Source organism: Natrinema gari JCM 14663, from assembly GCF_000337175.1.
Taxonomy (GTDB): domain Archaea; phylum Halobacteriota; class Halobacteria; order Halobacteriales; family Natrialbaceae; genus Natrinema; species Natrinema gari.
The window spans coordinates 45,231-58,669 of the sequence record NZ_AOIJ01000049.1 but is presented as its reverse complement, the minus strand read 5'-3'; the positions used below and the strand labels follow the sequence as shown (position 1 = coordinate 58,669).

Annotated in this window: 16 protein-coding genes; 12 read left to right on the top strand and 4 right to left on the bottom strand. The window is 66.2% G+C overall.

All coding sequences use genetic code 11. The annotated features are described in order from the left end of the window. Nucleotides 1-86: 86 nt before the first annotated feature. Nucleotides 87-1,043 (bottom strand): electron transfer flavoprotein subunit alpha/FixB family protein, encoded by a 957-nt coding sequence (locus C486_RS09025; RefSeq protein WP_008455363.1) that lies wholly within the window; start codon nucleotides 1,041-1,043, stop codon nucleotides 87-89. Next, nucleotides 1,040-1,831, bottom strand: coding sequence for an electron transfer flavoprotein subunit beta/FixA family protein (locus tag C486_RS09020; RefSeq protein ID WP_008455361.1), 792 nt, complete (start codon nucleotides 1,829-1,831; stop codon nucleotides 1,040-1,042). Before C486_RS09020 ends, C486_RS09025 begins: the two co-directional genes overlap by 4 nt. Before the next feature lie 206 nt (nucleotides 1,832-2,037). On the opposite strand from C486_RS09020, the gene C486_RS09015 reads away from it, so the two are divergent. The 7 genes from C486_RS09015 to C486_RS08985 all read left to right on the top strand — a co-directional run bounded on the left by C486_RS09015 (nucleotide 2,038) and on the right by C486_RS08985 (nucleotide 7,748). After that, complete coding sequence (locus tag C486_RS09015; RefSeq protein ID WP_008455359.1) at nucleotides 2,038-2,514, top strand: TRAM domain-containing protein; 477 nt, start codon at nucleotides 2,038-2,040, stop codon at nucleotides 2,512-2,514. A gap of 122 nt (nucleotides 2,515-2,636) precedes the next feature. Next, entirely contained in the window at nucleotides 2,637-3,629 is a 993-nt protein-coding gene (locus C486_RS09010) for an MBL fold metallo-hydrolase (protein WP_008455358.1), read from the top strand. A 109-nt stretch (nucleotides 3,630-3,738) separates the two neighbouring features. Then, nucleotides 3,739-4,092: a hypothetical protein gene (locus tag C486_RS09005; protein ID WP_008455356.1), complete on the top strand. Its 354-nt coding sequence runs from the start codon at nucleotides 3,739-3,741 to the stop codon at nucleotides 4,090-4,092. Between the two features lie 119 nt (nucleotides 4,093-4,211). Then, complete coding sequence (locus tag C486_RS09000; RefSeq protein WP_008455354.1) at nucleotides 4,212-4,670, top strand: Tfx family DNA-binding protein; 459 nt, start codon at nucleotides 4,212-4,214, stop codon at nucleotides 4,668-4,670. A 147-nt stretch (nucleotides 4,671-4,817) separates the two neighbouring features. Continuing rightward, the gene (locus C486_RS08995) at nucleotides 4,818-5,603 is read left to right on the top strand and encodes an SDR family oxidoreductase (protein WP_008455351.1); all 786 of its coding nucleotides are present in this window, start codon (nucleotides 4,818-4,820) and stop codon (nucleotides 5,601-5,603) included. Nucleotides 5,604-5,749: 146 nt separating this feature from the next. After that, nucleotides 5,750-6,721 carry a hypothetical protein gene (locus tag C486_RS08990; protein WP_008455350.1) on the top strand — a complete coding sequence of 324 codons (972 nt, stop codon included), beginning with the start codon at nucleotides 5,750-5,752 and terminating at the stop codon, nucleotides 6,719-6,721. Between the two features lie 130 nt (nucleotides 6,722-6,851). Further along, nucleotides 6,852-7,748, top strand: a complete 897-nt coding sequence (locus tag C486_RS08985) for a transposase (RefSeq protein WP_008455348.1) — start codon at nucleotides 6,852-6,854, stop codon at nucleotides 7,746-7,748. Between the two features lie 35 nt (nucleotides 7,749-7,783). Here C486_RS08985 and ubaA read toward each other — a convergent pair whose 3' ends face one another. After that, nucleotides 7,784-8,620 carry an SAMP-activating enzyme E1 gene (ubaA, locus tag C486_RS08980; protein ID WP_008455347.1) on the bottom strand — a complete coding sequence of 279 codons (837 nt, stop codon included), beginning with the start codon at nucleotides 8,618-8,620 and terminating at the stop codon, nucleotides 7,784-7,786. Between the two features lie 181 nt (nucleotides 8,621-8,801). On the opposite strand from ubaA, the gene C486_RS20160 reads away from it, so the two are divergent. The 4 genes from C486_RS20160 to C486_RS08970 all read left to right on the top strand — a co-directional run bounded on the left by C486_RS20160 (nucleotide 8,802) and on the right by C486_RS08970 (nucleotide 12,379). Next, a complete protein-coding gene (locus C486_RS20160) occupies nucleotides 8,802-8,987 on the top strand; it encodes an HVO_0416 family zinc finger protein (protein WP_081603398.1) in 186 nt (61 codons plus the stop codon). A gap of 147 nt (nucleotides 8,988-9,134) precedes the next feature. Further along, nucleotides 9,135-9,293 (top strand): DUF7563 family protein, encoded by a 159-nt coding sequence (locus tag C486_RS21670; RefSeq protein ID WP_007110647.1) that lies wholly within the window; start codon nucleotides 9,135-9,137, stop codon nucleotides 9,291-9,293. Nucleotides 9,294-9,356: 63 nt separating this feature from the next. Continuing rightward, on the top strand, nucleotides 9,357-11,234 hold the full coding sequence (locus tag C486_RS08975) for a UvrD-helicase domain-containing protein (protein ID WP_008455343.1): 1,878 nt from the start codon (nucleotides 9,357-9,359) through the stop codon (nucleotides 11,232-11,234). Further along, on the top strand, nucleotides 11,231-12,379 hold the full coding sequence (locus tag C486_RS08970; protein ID WP_049910328.1) for a M24 family metallopeptidase: 1,149 nt from the start codon (nucleotides 11,231-11,233) through the stop codon (nucleotides 12,377-12,379). The genes C486_RS08975 and C486_RS08970 overlap by 4 nt, the downstream gene beginning before the upstream one ends. Nucleotides 12,380-12,384: 5 nt before the next feature. Here C486_RS08970 and C486_RS08965 read toward each other — a convergent pair whose 3' ends face one another. Next, nucleotides 12,385-12,639 carry a DUF7533 family protein gene (locus C486_RS08965; RefSeq protein WP_008455340.1) on the bottom strand — a complete coding sequence of 85 codons (255 nt, stop codon included), beginning with the start codon at nucleotides 12,637-12,639 and terminating at the stop codon, nucleotides 12,385-12,387. Between the two features lie 114 nt (nucleotides 12,640-12,753). On the opposite strand from C486_RS08965, the gene C486_RS08960 reads away from it, so the two are divergent. Beyond that, the gene (locus C486_RS08960; protein WP_008455338.1) at nucleotides 12,754-13,359 is read left to right on the top strand and encodes a riboflavin synthase; all 606 of its coding nucleotides are present in this window, start codon (nucleotides 12,754-12,756) and stop codon (nucleotides 13,357-13,359) included. The last annotated feature ends 80 nt before the right edge of the window (nucleotides 13,360-13,439 follow it).

Here is a 13,439-nt window from a genome sequence, read left to right as displayed (position 1 = left end):
CTGTTTCCGCTCGAGTCGCGACCGCTCGCGCAGACATCCGGATAAAAAAACCGCTCGCTCACGCCGTTCGATCGCGGTTCGCCCGCTTATCCGTCGAACTCGTCGATGAGTTCCGGCACGACGTCGAAGAGGTCGTCGACGATCGCGTAGTCGGCGATGTCCATGATCGGCGCGTTGGGGTCCGTGTTGATCGCGACGATCGTATCGGAGCCTTTCATGCCGGCGACGTGCTGGACCGCGCCGGAGATCCCGATCGCGATGTAGACATCGGGCGTGACGACTTTCCCGGACTGGCCGACCTGCCGGTTCTTGGGCAGCCAGCCGTTGTCGACGATCGGACGGGACGAGGACAGCGTCGCGCCGAGCGCGTCCGCCAGATCGCGGATCAGATCGAGATTCTCCTCCTCCTCGATCCCGCGGCCGACCGAGACGAGCAGGTCGGCCTCGCTGATGTCGACGTCGCCGCCGCCGACTTCCTCGAAGCCGTTGACGGTCGAGCCGATCGCGTCTTCGTCGATGTCCGCGTCGAAGGCCTCGATCGTGGCGTCGCCGGTCCCCTCCGCGGCGGGCCACTCGGCACCGCGGATCGTGATCACAGCGTCGCCCTCGAGTTCGGTCGTCGTCTCGACTTTCCCGCCGTACATTTCCCGCGTCGCGACGAGCGTCTCGCCGTCGTTGTCGAGGTCGACCGTGTCTGTGACGACCGGCAGATCGAGTTCGTTGGCGATCGCGGGTGCGTAATCGAGCCCGTTGACGCTGTTCGGCGTCAACACGTATTGCGGTGCGAGCTCGTCGTAGAGCTGTGTGATCGCCTGGCTGTAGATATCGTGGTTGAACTCCTCACCGTGGGAGACGGTGTGGATCGCGTCGACGCCGTCGCGGTTGAGTTTGTCGGCGAAGTCGTCGACGGTGCCGCTGATGACCGCGATGTGGAGGTCGCCGCCGGTTTCGTCGGCGAGTTCACGGCCGGCCGTGATGCTCTCGTAGCTGACGTCGCGCAGTTCGCCGCGTCGGTGGTCCGCGACCGCGAGGACATCCGTCATTGTGCCACCCCCTTGTCGCGGAGCAGTTCACCCAACTCCGAGGCGGTTTCGTCGGGGCTGCCCTCCCAGAAGGTCGCGTCGCTCTCGCTTTCGGGCTCGTACATGTCCGTGAGCTCGAGTTCGGTCTCGATGGCGCTCTCGTCGACGCCGATGTCGGCCAGCGTCTGGACGTCCAGGGGTTTCTGTTGTGCCTGCCGGATGCCACGGAGGCTGGCGTAGCGCGGTTCGTTGATCCCCGTCTGGATCGTCAGGACGGCCGGCAGCTCGATGTCGGTCAGTTCCTCGACGCCGCCCTCGAGTTCGCGTCGCACCGAGGCGAGACCGTCCTCGAGATCGTGCTCGAGGTGGTTGACGACGGCCCCCCACTGGAAACCGAGGTTCTCGGCGACCGAGACGCCGGTCGCGCCGAAGCTGTCGTCGCCGGCCTGCACGCCGGAGAGCACGAGGTCAGGGTCTTCCGCCTCGATGACGGCACTGAGGATCTCCGTCTTGGCGTTGACGTCGAGCAGGTCGACGTCCTCGAGGGCGTCGTCCCAGACGCGAACGGCACGGTCCGCACCTTTCGCGAGGGCCTGCCGGACGGTCTGCTCGCAGTCCTCCGGACCGATGGTGACCGTTACGACTTCGTCGGCGATACCGTCTTCCTGAAGCTGCACTGCCTCTTCGATCGCGTAGTCGTCCCACTCGTTGAGATCGGCACCAAGGTACTGATCGGCGATTTCGGTTCCCTCGATTTCGAACTCGTCTTCGACGGTCGCCACCTCTTTGACCGTAACGAGAATTTTCATCGTCTGTCACTGCTACGCCCATACCGTAAATCTTTTCGAAACCGCCCGTCGCGTGGAAGCCGTTCAGTTTCCAGCTTTCATACATTCTATCGATCCCGTTATATTTGCTGTCCGCTTCCTCCCCGTCTGCTACCACCGTTTCGTTCGATCGTGGCCTCGATCCCCAAGACGGAAACGGTTTAACGCCACCGCTGGTAGTGGCGAGCATGGCAGACTGTCCACTCGCCGACGACTGCCCGGAGTTCTCCGAACGGATCTCGGGCATGGGTTGTCAGCACTACGGTGATCGGGGTGGCAAGGAGTGGTGTAACCACTACGGCCAGCCGATCGAGGACCTCAAGACACAGCCGGTCAAGTCCGGCGAGGAAGTCATCATTGACGTCGTCGACATGCACGAGAGCGGGGCCGGCGTCGGCCGCACCGAGGACGGTTTTATCGTCATGGTCGACGGCGTCCTGCCGGAGGCCCGTGCACGAGTCGAGATCACGCGGGTCCACAGCAATCACGCACGCGCCGAGGAACTGGAACTCCTGCCGATGGAGCCCGACGACGGTGAAGAGGCGGACGGAGACGCCGACGCGAACGCTGACGGCGATGCCGTCGCCGAAGACCAATCGAACGACGGCGACGACGGCCCCGAGCGCGAGCGACTCGGCAGTCGGGATAATTTCTGGGGCTCGTAACGCGGCCCCCGAGTGGACAGCCCGCGCGCCCTTGCGACCATTTTCGGCGGTGACGGACCGTCCCGGGTTTCCAGCGTGCCGCTTTACACAACGTTTTCTCGATTCCAGTGAGACGTGGGTGCATGGAACGCATTCCGCTCTCGAATTCGGCGTTCGAAGGCGATAACAACGCCTACCTCTTCGACGACGGTTCGGAGACGGTACTGATCGATACCGGTGACTGGATGGCGACGACCCGCGAACAACTCGAGGCAGCCCTATCCGACCGCGGTCTCGAGCTCGCCGACATCGATCGGATCTTTCTGACCCACTGGCACCACGACCACTGCGGACTGGCCGGCGAGATTCAGGCCGAAAGCGGTGCCGAGGTGTTCGCGCACGCCGCCGACGCGCCGCTCGTTGGCGGCGACGACGACGCCTGGGATGCGATGGACGAGCGCCAGAAGCAGTCCTTCGCGGAGTGGGGAATCCCCGAGGATCGGCAAGCGGCCCTGCTCGAGTACATGGCCGACGGCGAGACGACGGTCGAGACGCCGACCGTGACGGCGTTCGAGGACGGCGACACGTTCTCGGTCGGTGACACCGAACTCGAGGTCGTTCATACATCCGGCCACGCCGCCGGCCTCAGCATGTTCGAGGCGGACCGCGACGGCGAACGGGTGGTCTTCTCCGGCGACGCGTTGTTGCCCGTCTACACGCCCAACGTCGGCGGGGCGGACGTGCGTGTCGAGCGGCCGCTCGGCAAGTACCTCCGCGCGCTTCAGCGGATCGTCGACGCCGACTACGCCCGTGCGTGGCCGGGACATCGCGATCCGATCGACGATCCCGCCGACCGTGCCCAGCATATCATCGATCACCACAGGGAACGCTCCTGGCGGGTCCTCGACGCCCTCGATCGGAACGGACCCTGCGACACCTGGACGGTCAGCGCCGATCTGTTCGGCGAACTCGACGGGATTCACGTCCTCCACGGGCCCGGCGAGTCCTACGCGCATCTGGAACACCTCGAGCGAGCGGGGACCGTCGTTCGCGAGGGCACCGAGTATCGACTCGCCGACGGCGTTGCGGCGGAACTGGCCGCGACCGACGAGGAACGCTGGGACCTCGAGTACTGAACGACGTCGCGTCGCCCCGACCGGTCGCTCCAGGTCGCGGTCCGATCACTCTCGTGAGACGAGCCGATACCGAGAAGTATTTACTCGGCTCCAAGTTAGAACGGCCACGATGTGGCAAGACCTGATATTCCTCGCCGGTAGCGTCCTCTCGATCGTGTTCCTCGCCCCGACGGTCCGCGACGCGACGGCGAACGTTCCCCTCGGCTCGAGCGTCCCGTCGATGACGATCGGCGCGATCTACGCGCTGACCTATGCGACGATGGGAATGCGGTTCTCGGCGCTTGGCTCTCTCGGCGTCGCGACGATGTGGACGCTGATCGTTTCTTACCGCTCGCCCGGCCCCCACGACGGCCCCGCGAACGCCGTTCGCTTCGCACGTTCGCTGGGCCGACGGGTACACCGGTCCGTGATCGGGACGCCGACCGACGCCGAGTCCGTCGCACCGAGCCAGTCGGCCGACTGAGTTGCTGCGCGTCGAGGACGTGGACCGAGAGTGCCGAGACCATGGAAGCTTTGATCCCGCCGAAAGCTAGTTCTCGCTATGGACACGCGAGCCTGCGGAGTCGTGGGAGGCGGGTCGCCGTGATCGACGACGTTGAGGCACTCCTCGAAGAGATCGGCTTCGATCCGGAGACGAGCGTGTTGACCTACCGCCAGGCGGAGGTACTCGCCTTGCGCGAGCGCGATGTCTCCCAGGCCGATATTGCCGACGCGCTCGGTACTTCGCGGGCGAACGTCTCCTCGATCGAATCCAGCGCTCGCGAGAACGTCTCGAAGGCCCGCGAGACGGTCGCGTTCGCGGAGGCGCTGCGCGCACCAGTCCGGGTTCGCGTCCCGGCCGGCACCGATCTCTACGACGTTCCCCAGATGGTCTACGACGCCTGTGACGAGGCGGGAGTCAAGGTCGATCACACCGCGCCGGACCTGATGAAGATCGTCAGCGACGCCGCGGGATCGGCGGTCACCGGCCGACAGGTGTCGACGCCGCTGATCGTCGGCGTGACCTCGGCGGGCATCGTTCGGGTTCGACATCAGGACTGAGCAGGGCACACCCGGAAGACGACGTCAGTCCAACGCGATTTCGAACGGCCCCACGACGACTACGACGGCGAGAGTCGATCGGCGATCCGACCTGGATCGCGCTCCGGTTCCCCGAGTGATTTGTAGGCCGCCACCGTCGCTCCGAGTATGGACCTCGAACTCGCCGGTACCAGCGCACTGGTCACTGCCTCCTCGAGCGGCCTCGGGTTCGCGAGCGCACAGGCCCTCGCCGAGGAGGGCGCGAACGTCGCGATCTGTGGCCGCGATGCGACGCGACTCGCGGACGCCCGCGATGCCCTCGAAGCGACGGCGACGGGCGACGTGCTCGCCGTCCAAACCGACCTCACAGACCCAGACGATGTCTCCCATCTCGTTAGCGCAACCGTCGACGCGTTCGGCGGACTCGACCACCTGGTCACCTCCTCGGGCGGCCCGCCGAGTACCACGTTCCTCGAGACCGACGAACGGGACTGGTACCGGGCCTACGACCTGCTGGTAATGAGCGTCGTCTGGACGCTCGAGGAGAGTTACGAGCACCTACTCGACTCGGAGTCGGGGACGGTCACCTGTATCACCTCTCGCACCGTTCGGGAAGTCGCTGACGGCCTGCTCCTCTCGAACGCCGTGCGCCGGTGCGTGATCGGTCTCGTCAAGACGGTTTCGCGCGAGTTCGCGCCTGAAATCCGAGCCAACACCGTCCTTCCGGGGACGATCGAGACGCCCCGAATCGAGGAACTCATCGAGGCTGGCGTCGAGCGCGGGACCTACGACGACTACGAGGAGGGACTGACGGCGATGGCCGACGACATTCCGATGGACCGCATCGGCGACCCCCGAGAGGTCGGCGACGTCGTTGCCTTCCTCTCGAGTCCGCACGCGAGTTTCGTTACCGGGACCGAGATTCCGATCGACGGCGGGTTGTTGCGGAGTTGATCCGATCGTAGCGGTGACCGTGGACGGGCGCTGTGACCGCAGCCGTCGTCTCAGTCGCTGCTCGCGCCGCTGTCAGCACTCCGATCGAGCGGCTAGCTCCGATTTCGAATCGAAATATTCTCGGTCCCCCTCGGACGAGTTCGGGTGTGTACGGTTCGGTTCAGCTTACCGGCTATCTCGCGTTGCTGGTGACGCCCGCCGTGTTGCTCCTCGGTGCCGTTCGTGCGCCGTCCGATCTCCCGTCCGGGCTGATGAGCGTCCAGTTCGGGGTCGTTCTCGCGGGGACCGTCGTCGCTGCGACGGAACGCAGGCGTCTCCGGGAGTTCGAGGCAGTCGGCTTCGATCGGACGGACGCCGTCGACGCGCTTGCGGTCGCCGCCGCTGCGGTCGGCACGTATTGGCTGAGCGTTTCGGTCGGCCTCGGCCCGATACTGGCTTCCGCGGTCGTCGGGCTGACGGTCGGCCTCACGGCTCGGCACGTCGACGGCGCGGCCTACTGTGGCTCGTTCGTCGGCATGGCCTCGCCGGCGCTGTTCCCGTCGCTCGAGTGGGTCGCGCTGGCGGGGCTACTCGCCGGCCTCGCGTTCGTCGCGACGGCGGAATCGTTCGGCGGCTTCGGCGGAAAGTACGGGACGATCGCGCTTTTCGGCTGCATCGCGACGGCATCGCTGACTGACGTCGACTACGCCAGCGGAGGATCGCTCGCGTGGCGGCTCGCCCCGGTGATCGTCGCCGTCGCCGTCGTCGCTGCGGTCGCGACGATCGTACTCCGCACCCACGGCGGGATGAGTTCGGTCGTCGCCTCCGCGACGGTCGGGGTCGTCGCCGGCGTCGCGTTTCCGTCGCTTCTCCCGGAACTGGGGGCGACGCTGGCCACAGTCGCATTCTGCGCGTCGTTCGTCGGGATGTCGAGCGGCGAGCGGTTAGCAAGCACAGGGCACGTCGCGGGTGCTGGGCTCCTCTGTGGCGTCGTTTTTCTCGCTGTCTCGCCTGCACTCGCCGGCGCTGGTGGCAAACTCGGCACGACCGCGTTCGTCTCCTGTCTCGCCGTCGCCGGCGCGCAGGAACTGCATGCTGTCGTCCGCTCGAGGGGCCGCTACGTCCCCCCAGACCGTTGACCGCCGGCTCCCATCGCGGTCGTTTCCGGAGAGACCTCGAGCGTAGTAGCCCCGCTGGCCCGCGAGCGCTCGAGCCACCGATCGGTGCAGCTTTCAATACTGACTCGGTAGTGACAACAAACAAACAACAATGCCCCTGCTTCGAGTTACCCTCTCGGACCTGACCGACGAGCGGTTTCGAACGGCGGCCCTCCTCGGACTCGCGTCGATTCCGTGTACCGTCGCCCTCTCGTGGGACTCCGCGCCGACGTCGTTTTCGGTGACCGCCGTCCTCGCCGCCGGGCTGCTCGCCGGTTTGCACTACGCCGACCGATCGGCGGGGAACGACGACGTCGGGCTGCTCGAGAGTCTTTGCTACGGCAAGCGACCGGCTGTGAGCCGCCGGGCCGGAATCGTCGTCGGCGTCGCCGGCTCCGTGCCGCTAGTCGGCTGGAACGCCGCGTCCGGGCTCGAACTCGCATGGTCCTGGGGTATACAGGGAGTGGCCATCGTTGCCCTGTTCCCGGTCGTTGGCTCGGTTCTCGTCGTGTTCTTTGCCCTGTCGGGCGGAATCGGCGCGGCCGTCGGGGACTGGCTGGCCGCGCGGATCGATCGGGCTCGAGACAAGGCGTCGCGGGCAGGGTCGAATGCGGACGGCAACGGGTCCCGCTGGTGGTGGCTGATCGCCGCGTATGTCGTCTTCGCGCCAGTGGTGTTACTGTACGTGTTCGGCGTAAGTCCGGACAGTGATGTCGGGCTCTTGGTCGCGCTGCTGTCGCTGTTCGCACTGGTTCCGTTCGCCGTTTCCGTCACCGTTGCGCTGTTCAAGGACGCCATCACCCACGTCGAGGCGGGCCGAGGCTGGATGCCCAACTACCGGGTGTACGTCGGTGCGCCGCTCGGGACCTACGCGGTCGCGTACGTAGCGGCACGGGTCGTCCAGTCGACGAACCCGTCGGGGGTCGGCGTCTACGCCTTCTTGATCGCCCTTTGGATCTCGTCGGGTGCCTATCTCGATCACCGCCGTCGGCACGGAAGCGCCGCGTAATCGGCGGCGTTTCGGACCGATCGTCCCGCCGTCGGTCAGTCGGCCGCGATCTCGCAGGTCCCCTCGTAGGTCACGTCCGAGACCGACTCGATCTCGGGGTCGTCACCACACACCGGACACGCCGGATTCGGCCGTATGGGAACCTCTTCGAAGGTCATGTCCATCGCGTCGTACATGAGGAGTCGCCCCTCGAGCAGGTCGCCTTTCCCGAGCAGGTACTTGACTGCCTCCGTGGCCTGGATACAGCCGACGGTGCCGGGGAGGACGCCAAGCACGCCCGTCGTCGCGCAGTCGGGGACGGTGCCGGGCTCGGGCGCTTCGGGGAAGAGACACCGGTAACACGGCCGTGGCTCGTCACCACCGCGCTCGTTCGTAAACGAAGTCAGTTGTCCCTCGAAGCGGTAGATCGCGCCGTGGAATAGCGGCGTTTCGGTGAGGACGCAGTGGTCGTTGAGCAGGTAGCGGGTGGCGAAGTTGTCGCTGGCGTCGAGGACGATATCGTACTCGGCGACGAGGTCGTCGACGGTAGCGGCCGTAACACGGGTTTCGTGTGTGTCGACATCGATGTCCGGGTTCAGGGTCGCGACGTAGTCGGCCGCGCTCTCGACTTTCGGCCGGCCGACATCGGCGTCGCCGTGAACGATCTGTCGTTGCAGGTTCGAACGCTCCACGACGTCGTCGTCGACGATTCCCAGTCGACCGACGCCGGCCGCGGCGAGATACTGGATCGCTGGCGAGCCGAGGCCACCCGCGCCAACAACCAGGACGGCGCTCTCGAGCAGCCGTTGCTGGCCGTCCGGCCCGATCTCGTCCATGATGACGTGTCTCGAGTAGCGGTCGAGTTGGGTCGCGTTCAGGCGCAGGTCGCTCATACCGTCCCGTTTGCGCGAGAGCGAGAAAAGTCCGCGGGTCGAACCGCCGGCGGACGGGCTCGCCGGGGCAACACGGCGGCAGAACGGTTCCGTGGCCGTCGGACCGACACGTGAGTGCGGAAAGGAGGCAGGATCTTCACCGACCCAACGATTTAATACTGTGGTCCGTGTTGCCATACATATGGCAACCTCACCCACGGATGCCGGTGACGACGTCATCGATCAATTCCTGTCCGATCGCGGTCACTCGGTCGAACGAGTAGGGTGGGAGCAGGAGTATAACAAGAAGCAGTGCCCCGATTGCGGCGGTCTCCACGACACGTCGGCCAGTTCCTGTACCGTCTGCGGGTGGGAGCCAGCGCCCTGACTGGCACCGACCACGCTCCTCTCGGCCGCCGAAAACCCGTTTTCCGTTCCGCGTTGGACGATTTTTCAGTGCCCTCGAGCGGGTATTATCGTTCTTGATCCGACACAATTATAATGCATTACTGACCATATCCGACTGAGAAGAACGATGCCGGAATGCCAGAACTGCGGCGCGTTCGTGACGGACGCGTACGCTCGGGTCTTTACCCCCCGCGATGTCGACGAACCACGCGTCTGTCCGGACTGCCAGGACAAGATTCGCGACGGCGCAAACATCAGAGACGCCCGCTCTCCACGCGATCCCTGACCACTGGTTTCTGTCGACGAAAACCCACGTCACTTATGGGTGTCGCGCTCCTGTTCAGCTACAATGACTACGACGGACACGACGGTTACCCGCCTGTTCGGTGGTCCGGGAAGCGGCAAGACGACTGCCCTCCTGGATCACGTCGAGGAAATCCTCGAGCAGGACGGCGTCACCTTTCGGGATATTCTCGTCGTCTCGTATACGCGAGCGGCGGCCCAGGAGGTGCGGGAACGCCTCGCCGAACGACTCGACGAAAGCCCGCGTGCGTTGCAGGGCAACGTCTGTACGATGCACGCGAAGGCCTACGAACTGCTTGATCTCTCTCGTAGCGACGTCATCGGCGAGTCGGACAAAGAGGAGTTCTGCGAGGAGTACGGCATCGAGTACGAGGACGAGTACTCGGGTGCTGGCCGCCGAACCGCCCGATCGACGACCATCGGTAACAAGGTCATCGCGACGAGCCAGTGGCTTCAGCGGACCAGCCGCGATGTGTCGGACTGGTACGACGTTCCCTTCCAGTGGGACGAAGAGGAGGTCCGTCTCCCGCCGGAAATCGACCCTAACGCCCAGGAAGGCAACAAGTACACGCCGACCTGGCCCAGCGACGACGACCGGATCGATGTCCCCGAAGCCATCCGTGCGTGGCGTTCCTACAAGGGCGAGCACGGCAAGATCGGCTTCGCGGACATGCTCGAGCGGGTCGAACAGCGCTCGCTGCTCCCGAACGTCGACTACCTGGTGATCGACGAGTTTCAGGACATCACCACGCTCCAGTACGACGTCTACGAGGAGTGGAAACCCCACATGGAGCAGGTCCTGATCGCCGGCGACGACGACCAGGTCGTCTACTCCTGGCAAGGTGCCGACCCGGCGCTGCTCCTCGACGAGGAAGTCGACGAGGATATCATCCTGCCGAACTCCTATCGACTTCCGTCGAACGTCCTCAACGCGGTCAACAAGGAAATCCGCCACATCGACCAGCGGCAGGACAAGGACCTCAAGCCCCGCACCGAAGGCGGCTCCGTCGAGGCTCGTACGAACGGATCGATGCTGGACGTGGTCCGGATGGTCCGGCGTACCCTCGTCGAGGGCGACGGCACCGTGATGGTGTTGTTCCGGGCCCGATACCAGATGTTCCAGTTCATCGACGAGTTCATCACCGAGGGCGTTCCGTTCACGTCGCTGACCGACCAGCGGATGTGGACCGACCGACTCACGCAGTACGTCCGCGCGGTCGAGGCCATCGACGCCGGCGATGACGTCACCGGCCTGCAGGCCCGCCGACTCGCCGACATGCTTCAGGAGTCGGCCTTCGGGACCCAGGAACGCGACGACCTCTTCGACGAGATCGACGAGCGGCAGGAGGACGCGGGCATCGAGGACCTCGAGGACCTCATGGTCCCCGCCGAGGTCGTCGAGGACCACGCCCCGTTCATGCCCGGCCCCGATTCGGCGGCCGACATGCTTCGGAAGGTCACCAATTTCCAGAAGAAAAGCGTCCGGTCGTACTTCGCCATCGGCGAGTATCAGGGGATGGACACCGACCGTGTCCGCGTCGGCACGATCCACTCCGCGAAGGGTCGCGAAGCCGACCACGTCCTCGTCGGGACGGATCTCACCGAGAAGGTCGTCGAGCAGATGGTCGCTACCGTCGACGACCCCGAGGACGTTCCCGGCTGCGAGGAGTTCACCAAGACCACCTCGCCGGTGCCGGTGTTGACCGACAACGAACGCCGGGTGTTCTACGTCGGCATGTCCCGGGCGCGCGAACGACTCGTCTTGCTCGAGAACCTCGTTGACGGTGCGCCGACGCTGCCGATCGATGTCCTGCTCAGGAACCAGTTGACCGACTCGACGCTCGAGGAACTGATCGAGCAGGCCCAGGAACCCGTCCCCGACGCGGATGCAGACGAGGTCGAGCCCGAAGCCGAAGCGCCGTGACTGGTGTGAACGGCGTCGATATCGACCGGTCCGGCGATGGACCGGCCGCGCGTGAGCGACGCGATCGCGCAGCCGGCGTCGTGTCGGCCGCCCTCGCGGACCGCGATGCGATCGCGTTCGTCCACGCCGGGGCCGACCGCGATCCGGGGATTCGATACGCTCTCCCGACACCGACGAGCGGCCCCACCGCGATCGCGTACGACGGGGTCGAAAACGAGTGGCTCGTCCGCTCGGCGGCCAACGACGCGAGCGGGCACCCCGCCGAGCGACTCGCATCGGCACTCGCCGACCGCGGACTCGAGGGCACGGTGTTGACCCCGCCGCGGGTCCCACACGACGCCGCGCTCTATCTCGAAGGAGCGGGGTTCGACCTCGCGTCGACGGACGCCCTCGAGCGGGCGCGAGCGACGAAGACGGACGGCGAACGGGCGCGGATCGCGGCCGCCCAGCGGGCGGCGAGTGCCGGGATTCGGAGAGCGGCGTCGCTGCTCGCCGACGCGACGGTCGTCGACGGACGGCTCGTGATTGCCGATGGGGACGGAACCGGGAGCGAGCCGCTGACGCCCGCCCGGCTTCGGACCGCCATCGACGAGGCGATCGTCGGTTCGGGTGCGTTTCCGGCCGGTAACACCGCTGTCGATCCTGGGTCCGATGCAGGGACGGATGCCCCCCTCCAACCGGGCGAGCCAATCGTTCTCGAGGCCGCCCCTCGCGACCCAGCGGGCTACTACGGCGGCCTCGTTCGGACGCTCGTCGTCGACAGCGACGGCGGCCGCGAACGGCGGGTCCACGTCGCGGTCACCCAGTCGTTCCGGTCGGCGCGATCGATGCTGACCGCCGGGACGGAGTCGGTGACCGCCGTCGCGGCCGATCTCGAGGCGGAGGTCCGCTCGTTCGGCTTCGCCGAAGGTGATGCGATCGAGACCGACGTCTCGGGCGTCGGGCTCGAGCCCCGCGAGCGGCCGCTCGCGGGCGGCAGCGATGTCGGCCCCGGGACCGTGGTGCGACTCGACGTGGCCGGGCAGGTCGACGCGAACGTTCGGGTCCGGATCGCCGACGTACTGGCGGTCCACGAGGCCGGCGAACGCCCCGACTGGCTCGCCGCGCCGTCGCAATCGCTCGAGCCGACCGCATTGCTCGACTAACGGCGCTATCCGTCGTCGTCCGGCTCTGACTCCGGCTCTTTCGCGACCGTGCCGACGACCCGTTTTGCCAGGAGTTCGGGAACGTCGGTGGGCATGGTCAGTGTGTGCTGGATAACGACGAGTCCGATCGCGAGGGCGACGAGCGCCACGCCGAACGCCGTCTGCCCGCGAACGAGCGCGAGTTCGAGTCCGGCGATCGCCGCGGGAAGCGCGAGAACGAGGGTGCCCGCGAGTTTGATCGTATCGATAATACCGGCCATCGGACCGAAATAGCGCGGCGATCGCTAAAAACGCGGCGGCGTGTCGGCCGCGAGCGAGCCGACGCCGAGACCGGACCCGGAACGGCTTTGCCTCGTCGCGCGTCAGGTTCGGATATGTTCACGGGGATCGTCGAAGAGACCGGCGAGATCGTCGCTCGAGAGCGAGCCGATGACGGCCTCCGGCTGCGGATCGGGGCCGACGAGGTCGCGACGGGGCTCGCACACGGACAGAGTATCAGCGTCAGCGGCGCGTGTCTCACGGTCGAGCAGTTCGCCGAGGGCGAGTGGTTCGAGGTATTCCTCGCGACGGAGACCGTCGAGCGGACCTATCTGGGCGACCTCGACACGGGTGCGTCGGTTAACCTCGAGCGGGCGATGCCGGCCGACGGCCGGTTCGACGGCCACGTCGTGCAGGGCCACGTCGACGCGGTCGCCACCGTGACGAACGTCGAATCGGTCGCGGAAGACTGGTTCTTCGAGTTCGAGTTGCCCGCGACGTACGACCGGTACGTCGTCGAGAAGGGCTCGATCACGCTCGACGGGATCAGCCTGACCGTCGCGGAACTGGACGAGGAGCGCGGCCGGGTCACCGTCGCCATCATTCCGACGACCTACGAACGGACGACGCTGGCCGACACGGAGCCCGGCGATCCGGTCCACCTCGAGGTCGATGTGCTCGCGAAGTACGTCGAACGGCTGCTCGAGACCCGCTTCGACTGACGGCTGGCTCGCCATCGCGATGGTCGGCTCGTGAGTCGTCACCGACCGGTGGATCGGCGTCCCCGCATCGGCCTCGAGTC

Coding starts and splice junctions, on each gene's coding strand:
- C486_RS09025 (WP_008455363.1), bottom strand. CDS start 1,043: ATGACGGATGTCCTCGCGGTCGCGGACCACCGACGCGGCGAACTGCGC.
- C486_RS09020 (WP_008455361.1), bottom strand. CDS start 1,831: ATGAAAATTCTCGTTACGGTCAAAGAGGTGGCGACCGTCGAAGACGAG.
- C486_RS09015 (WP_008455359.1), top strand. CDS start 2,038: ATGGCAGACTGTCCACTCGCCGACGACTGCCCGGAGTTCTCCGAACGG.
- C486_RS09010 (WP_008455358.1), top strand. CDS start 2,637: ATGGAACGCATTCCGCTCTCGAATTCGGCGTTCGAAGGCGATAACAAC.
- C486_RS09005 (WP_008455356.1), top strand. CDS start 3,739: ATGTGGCAAGACCTGATATTCCTCGCCGGTAGCGTCCTCTCGATCGTG.
- C486_RS08995 (WP_008455351.1), top strand. CDS start 4,818: ATGGACCTCGAACTCGCCGGTACCAGCGCACTGGTCACTGCCTCCTCG.
- C486_RS08985 (WP_008455348.1), top strand. CDS start 6,852: ATGCCCCTGCTTCGAGTTACCCTCTCGGACCTGACCGACGAGCGGTTT.
- ubaA (WP_008455347.1), bottom strand. CDS start 8,620: ATGAGCGACCTGCGCCTGAACGCGACCCAACTCGACCGCTACTCGAGA.
- C486_RS20160 (WP_081603398.1), top strand. CDS start 8,802: ATGGCAACCTCACCCACGGATGCCGGTGACGACGTCATCGATCAATTC.
- C486_RS21670 (WP_007110647.1), top strand. CDS start 9,135: ATGCCGGAATGCCAGAACTGCGGCGCGTTCGTGACGGACGCGTACGCT.
- C486_RS08975 (WP_008455343.1), top strand. CDS start 9,357: ATGACTACGACGGACACGACGGTTACCCGCCTGTTCGGTGGTCCGGGA.
- C486_RS08965 (WP_008455340.1), bottom strand. CDS start 12,639: ATGGCCGGTATTATCGATACGATCAAACTCGCGGGCACCCTCGTTCTC.
- C486_RS08960 (WP_008455338.1), top strand. CDS start 12,754: ATGTTCACGGGGATCGTCGAAGAGACCGGCGAGATCGTCGCTCGAGAG.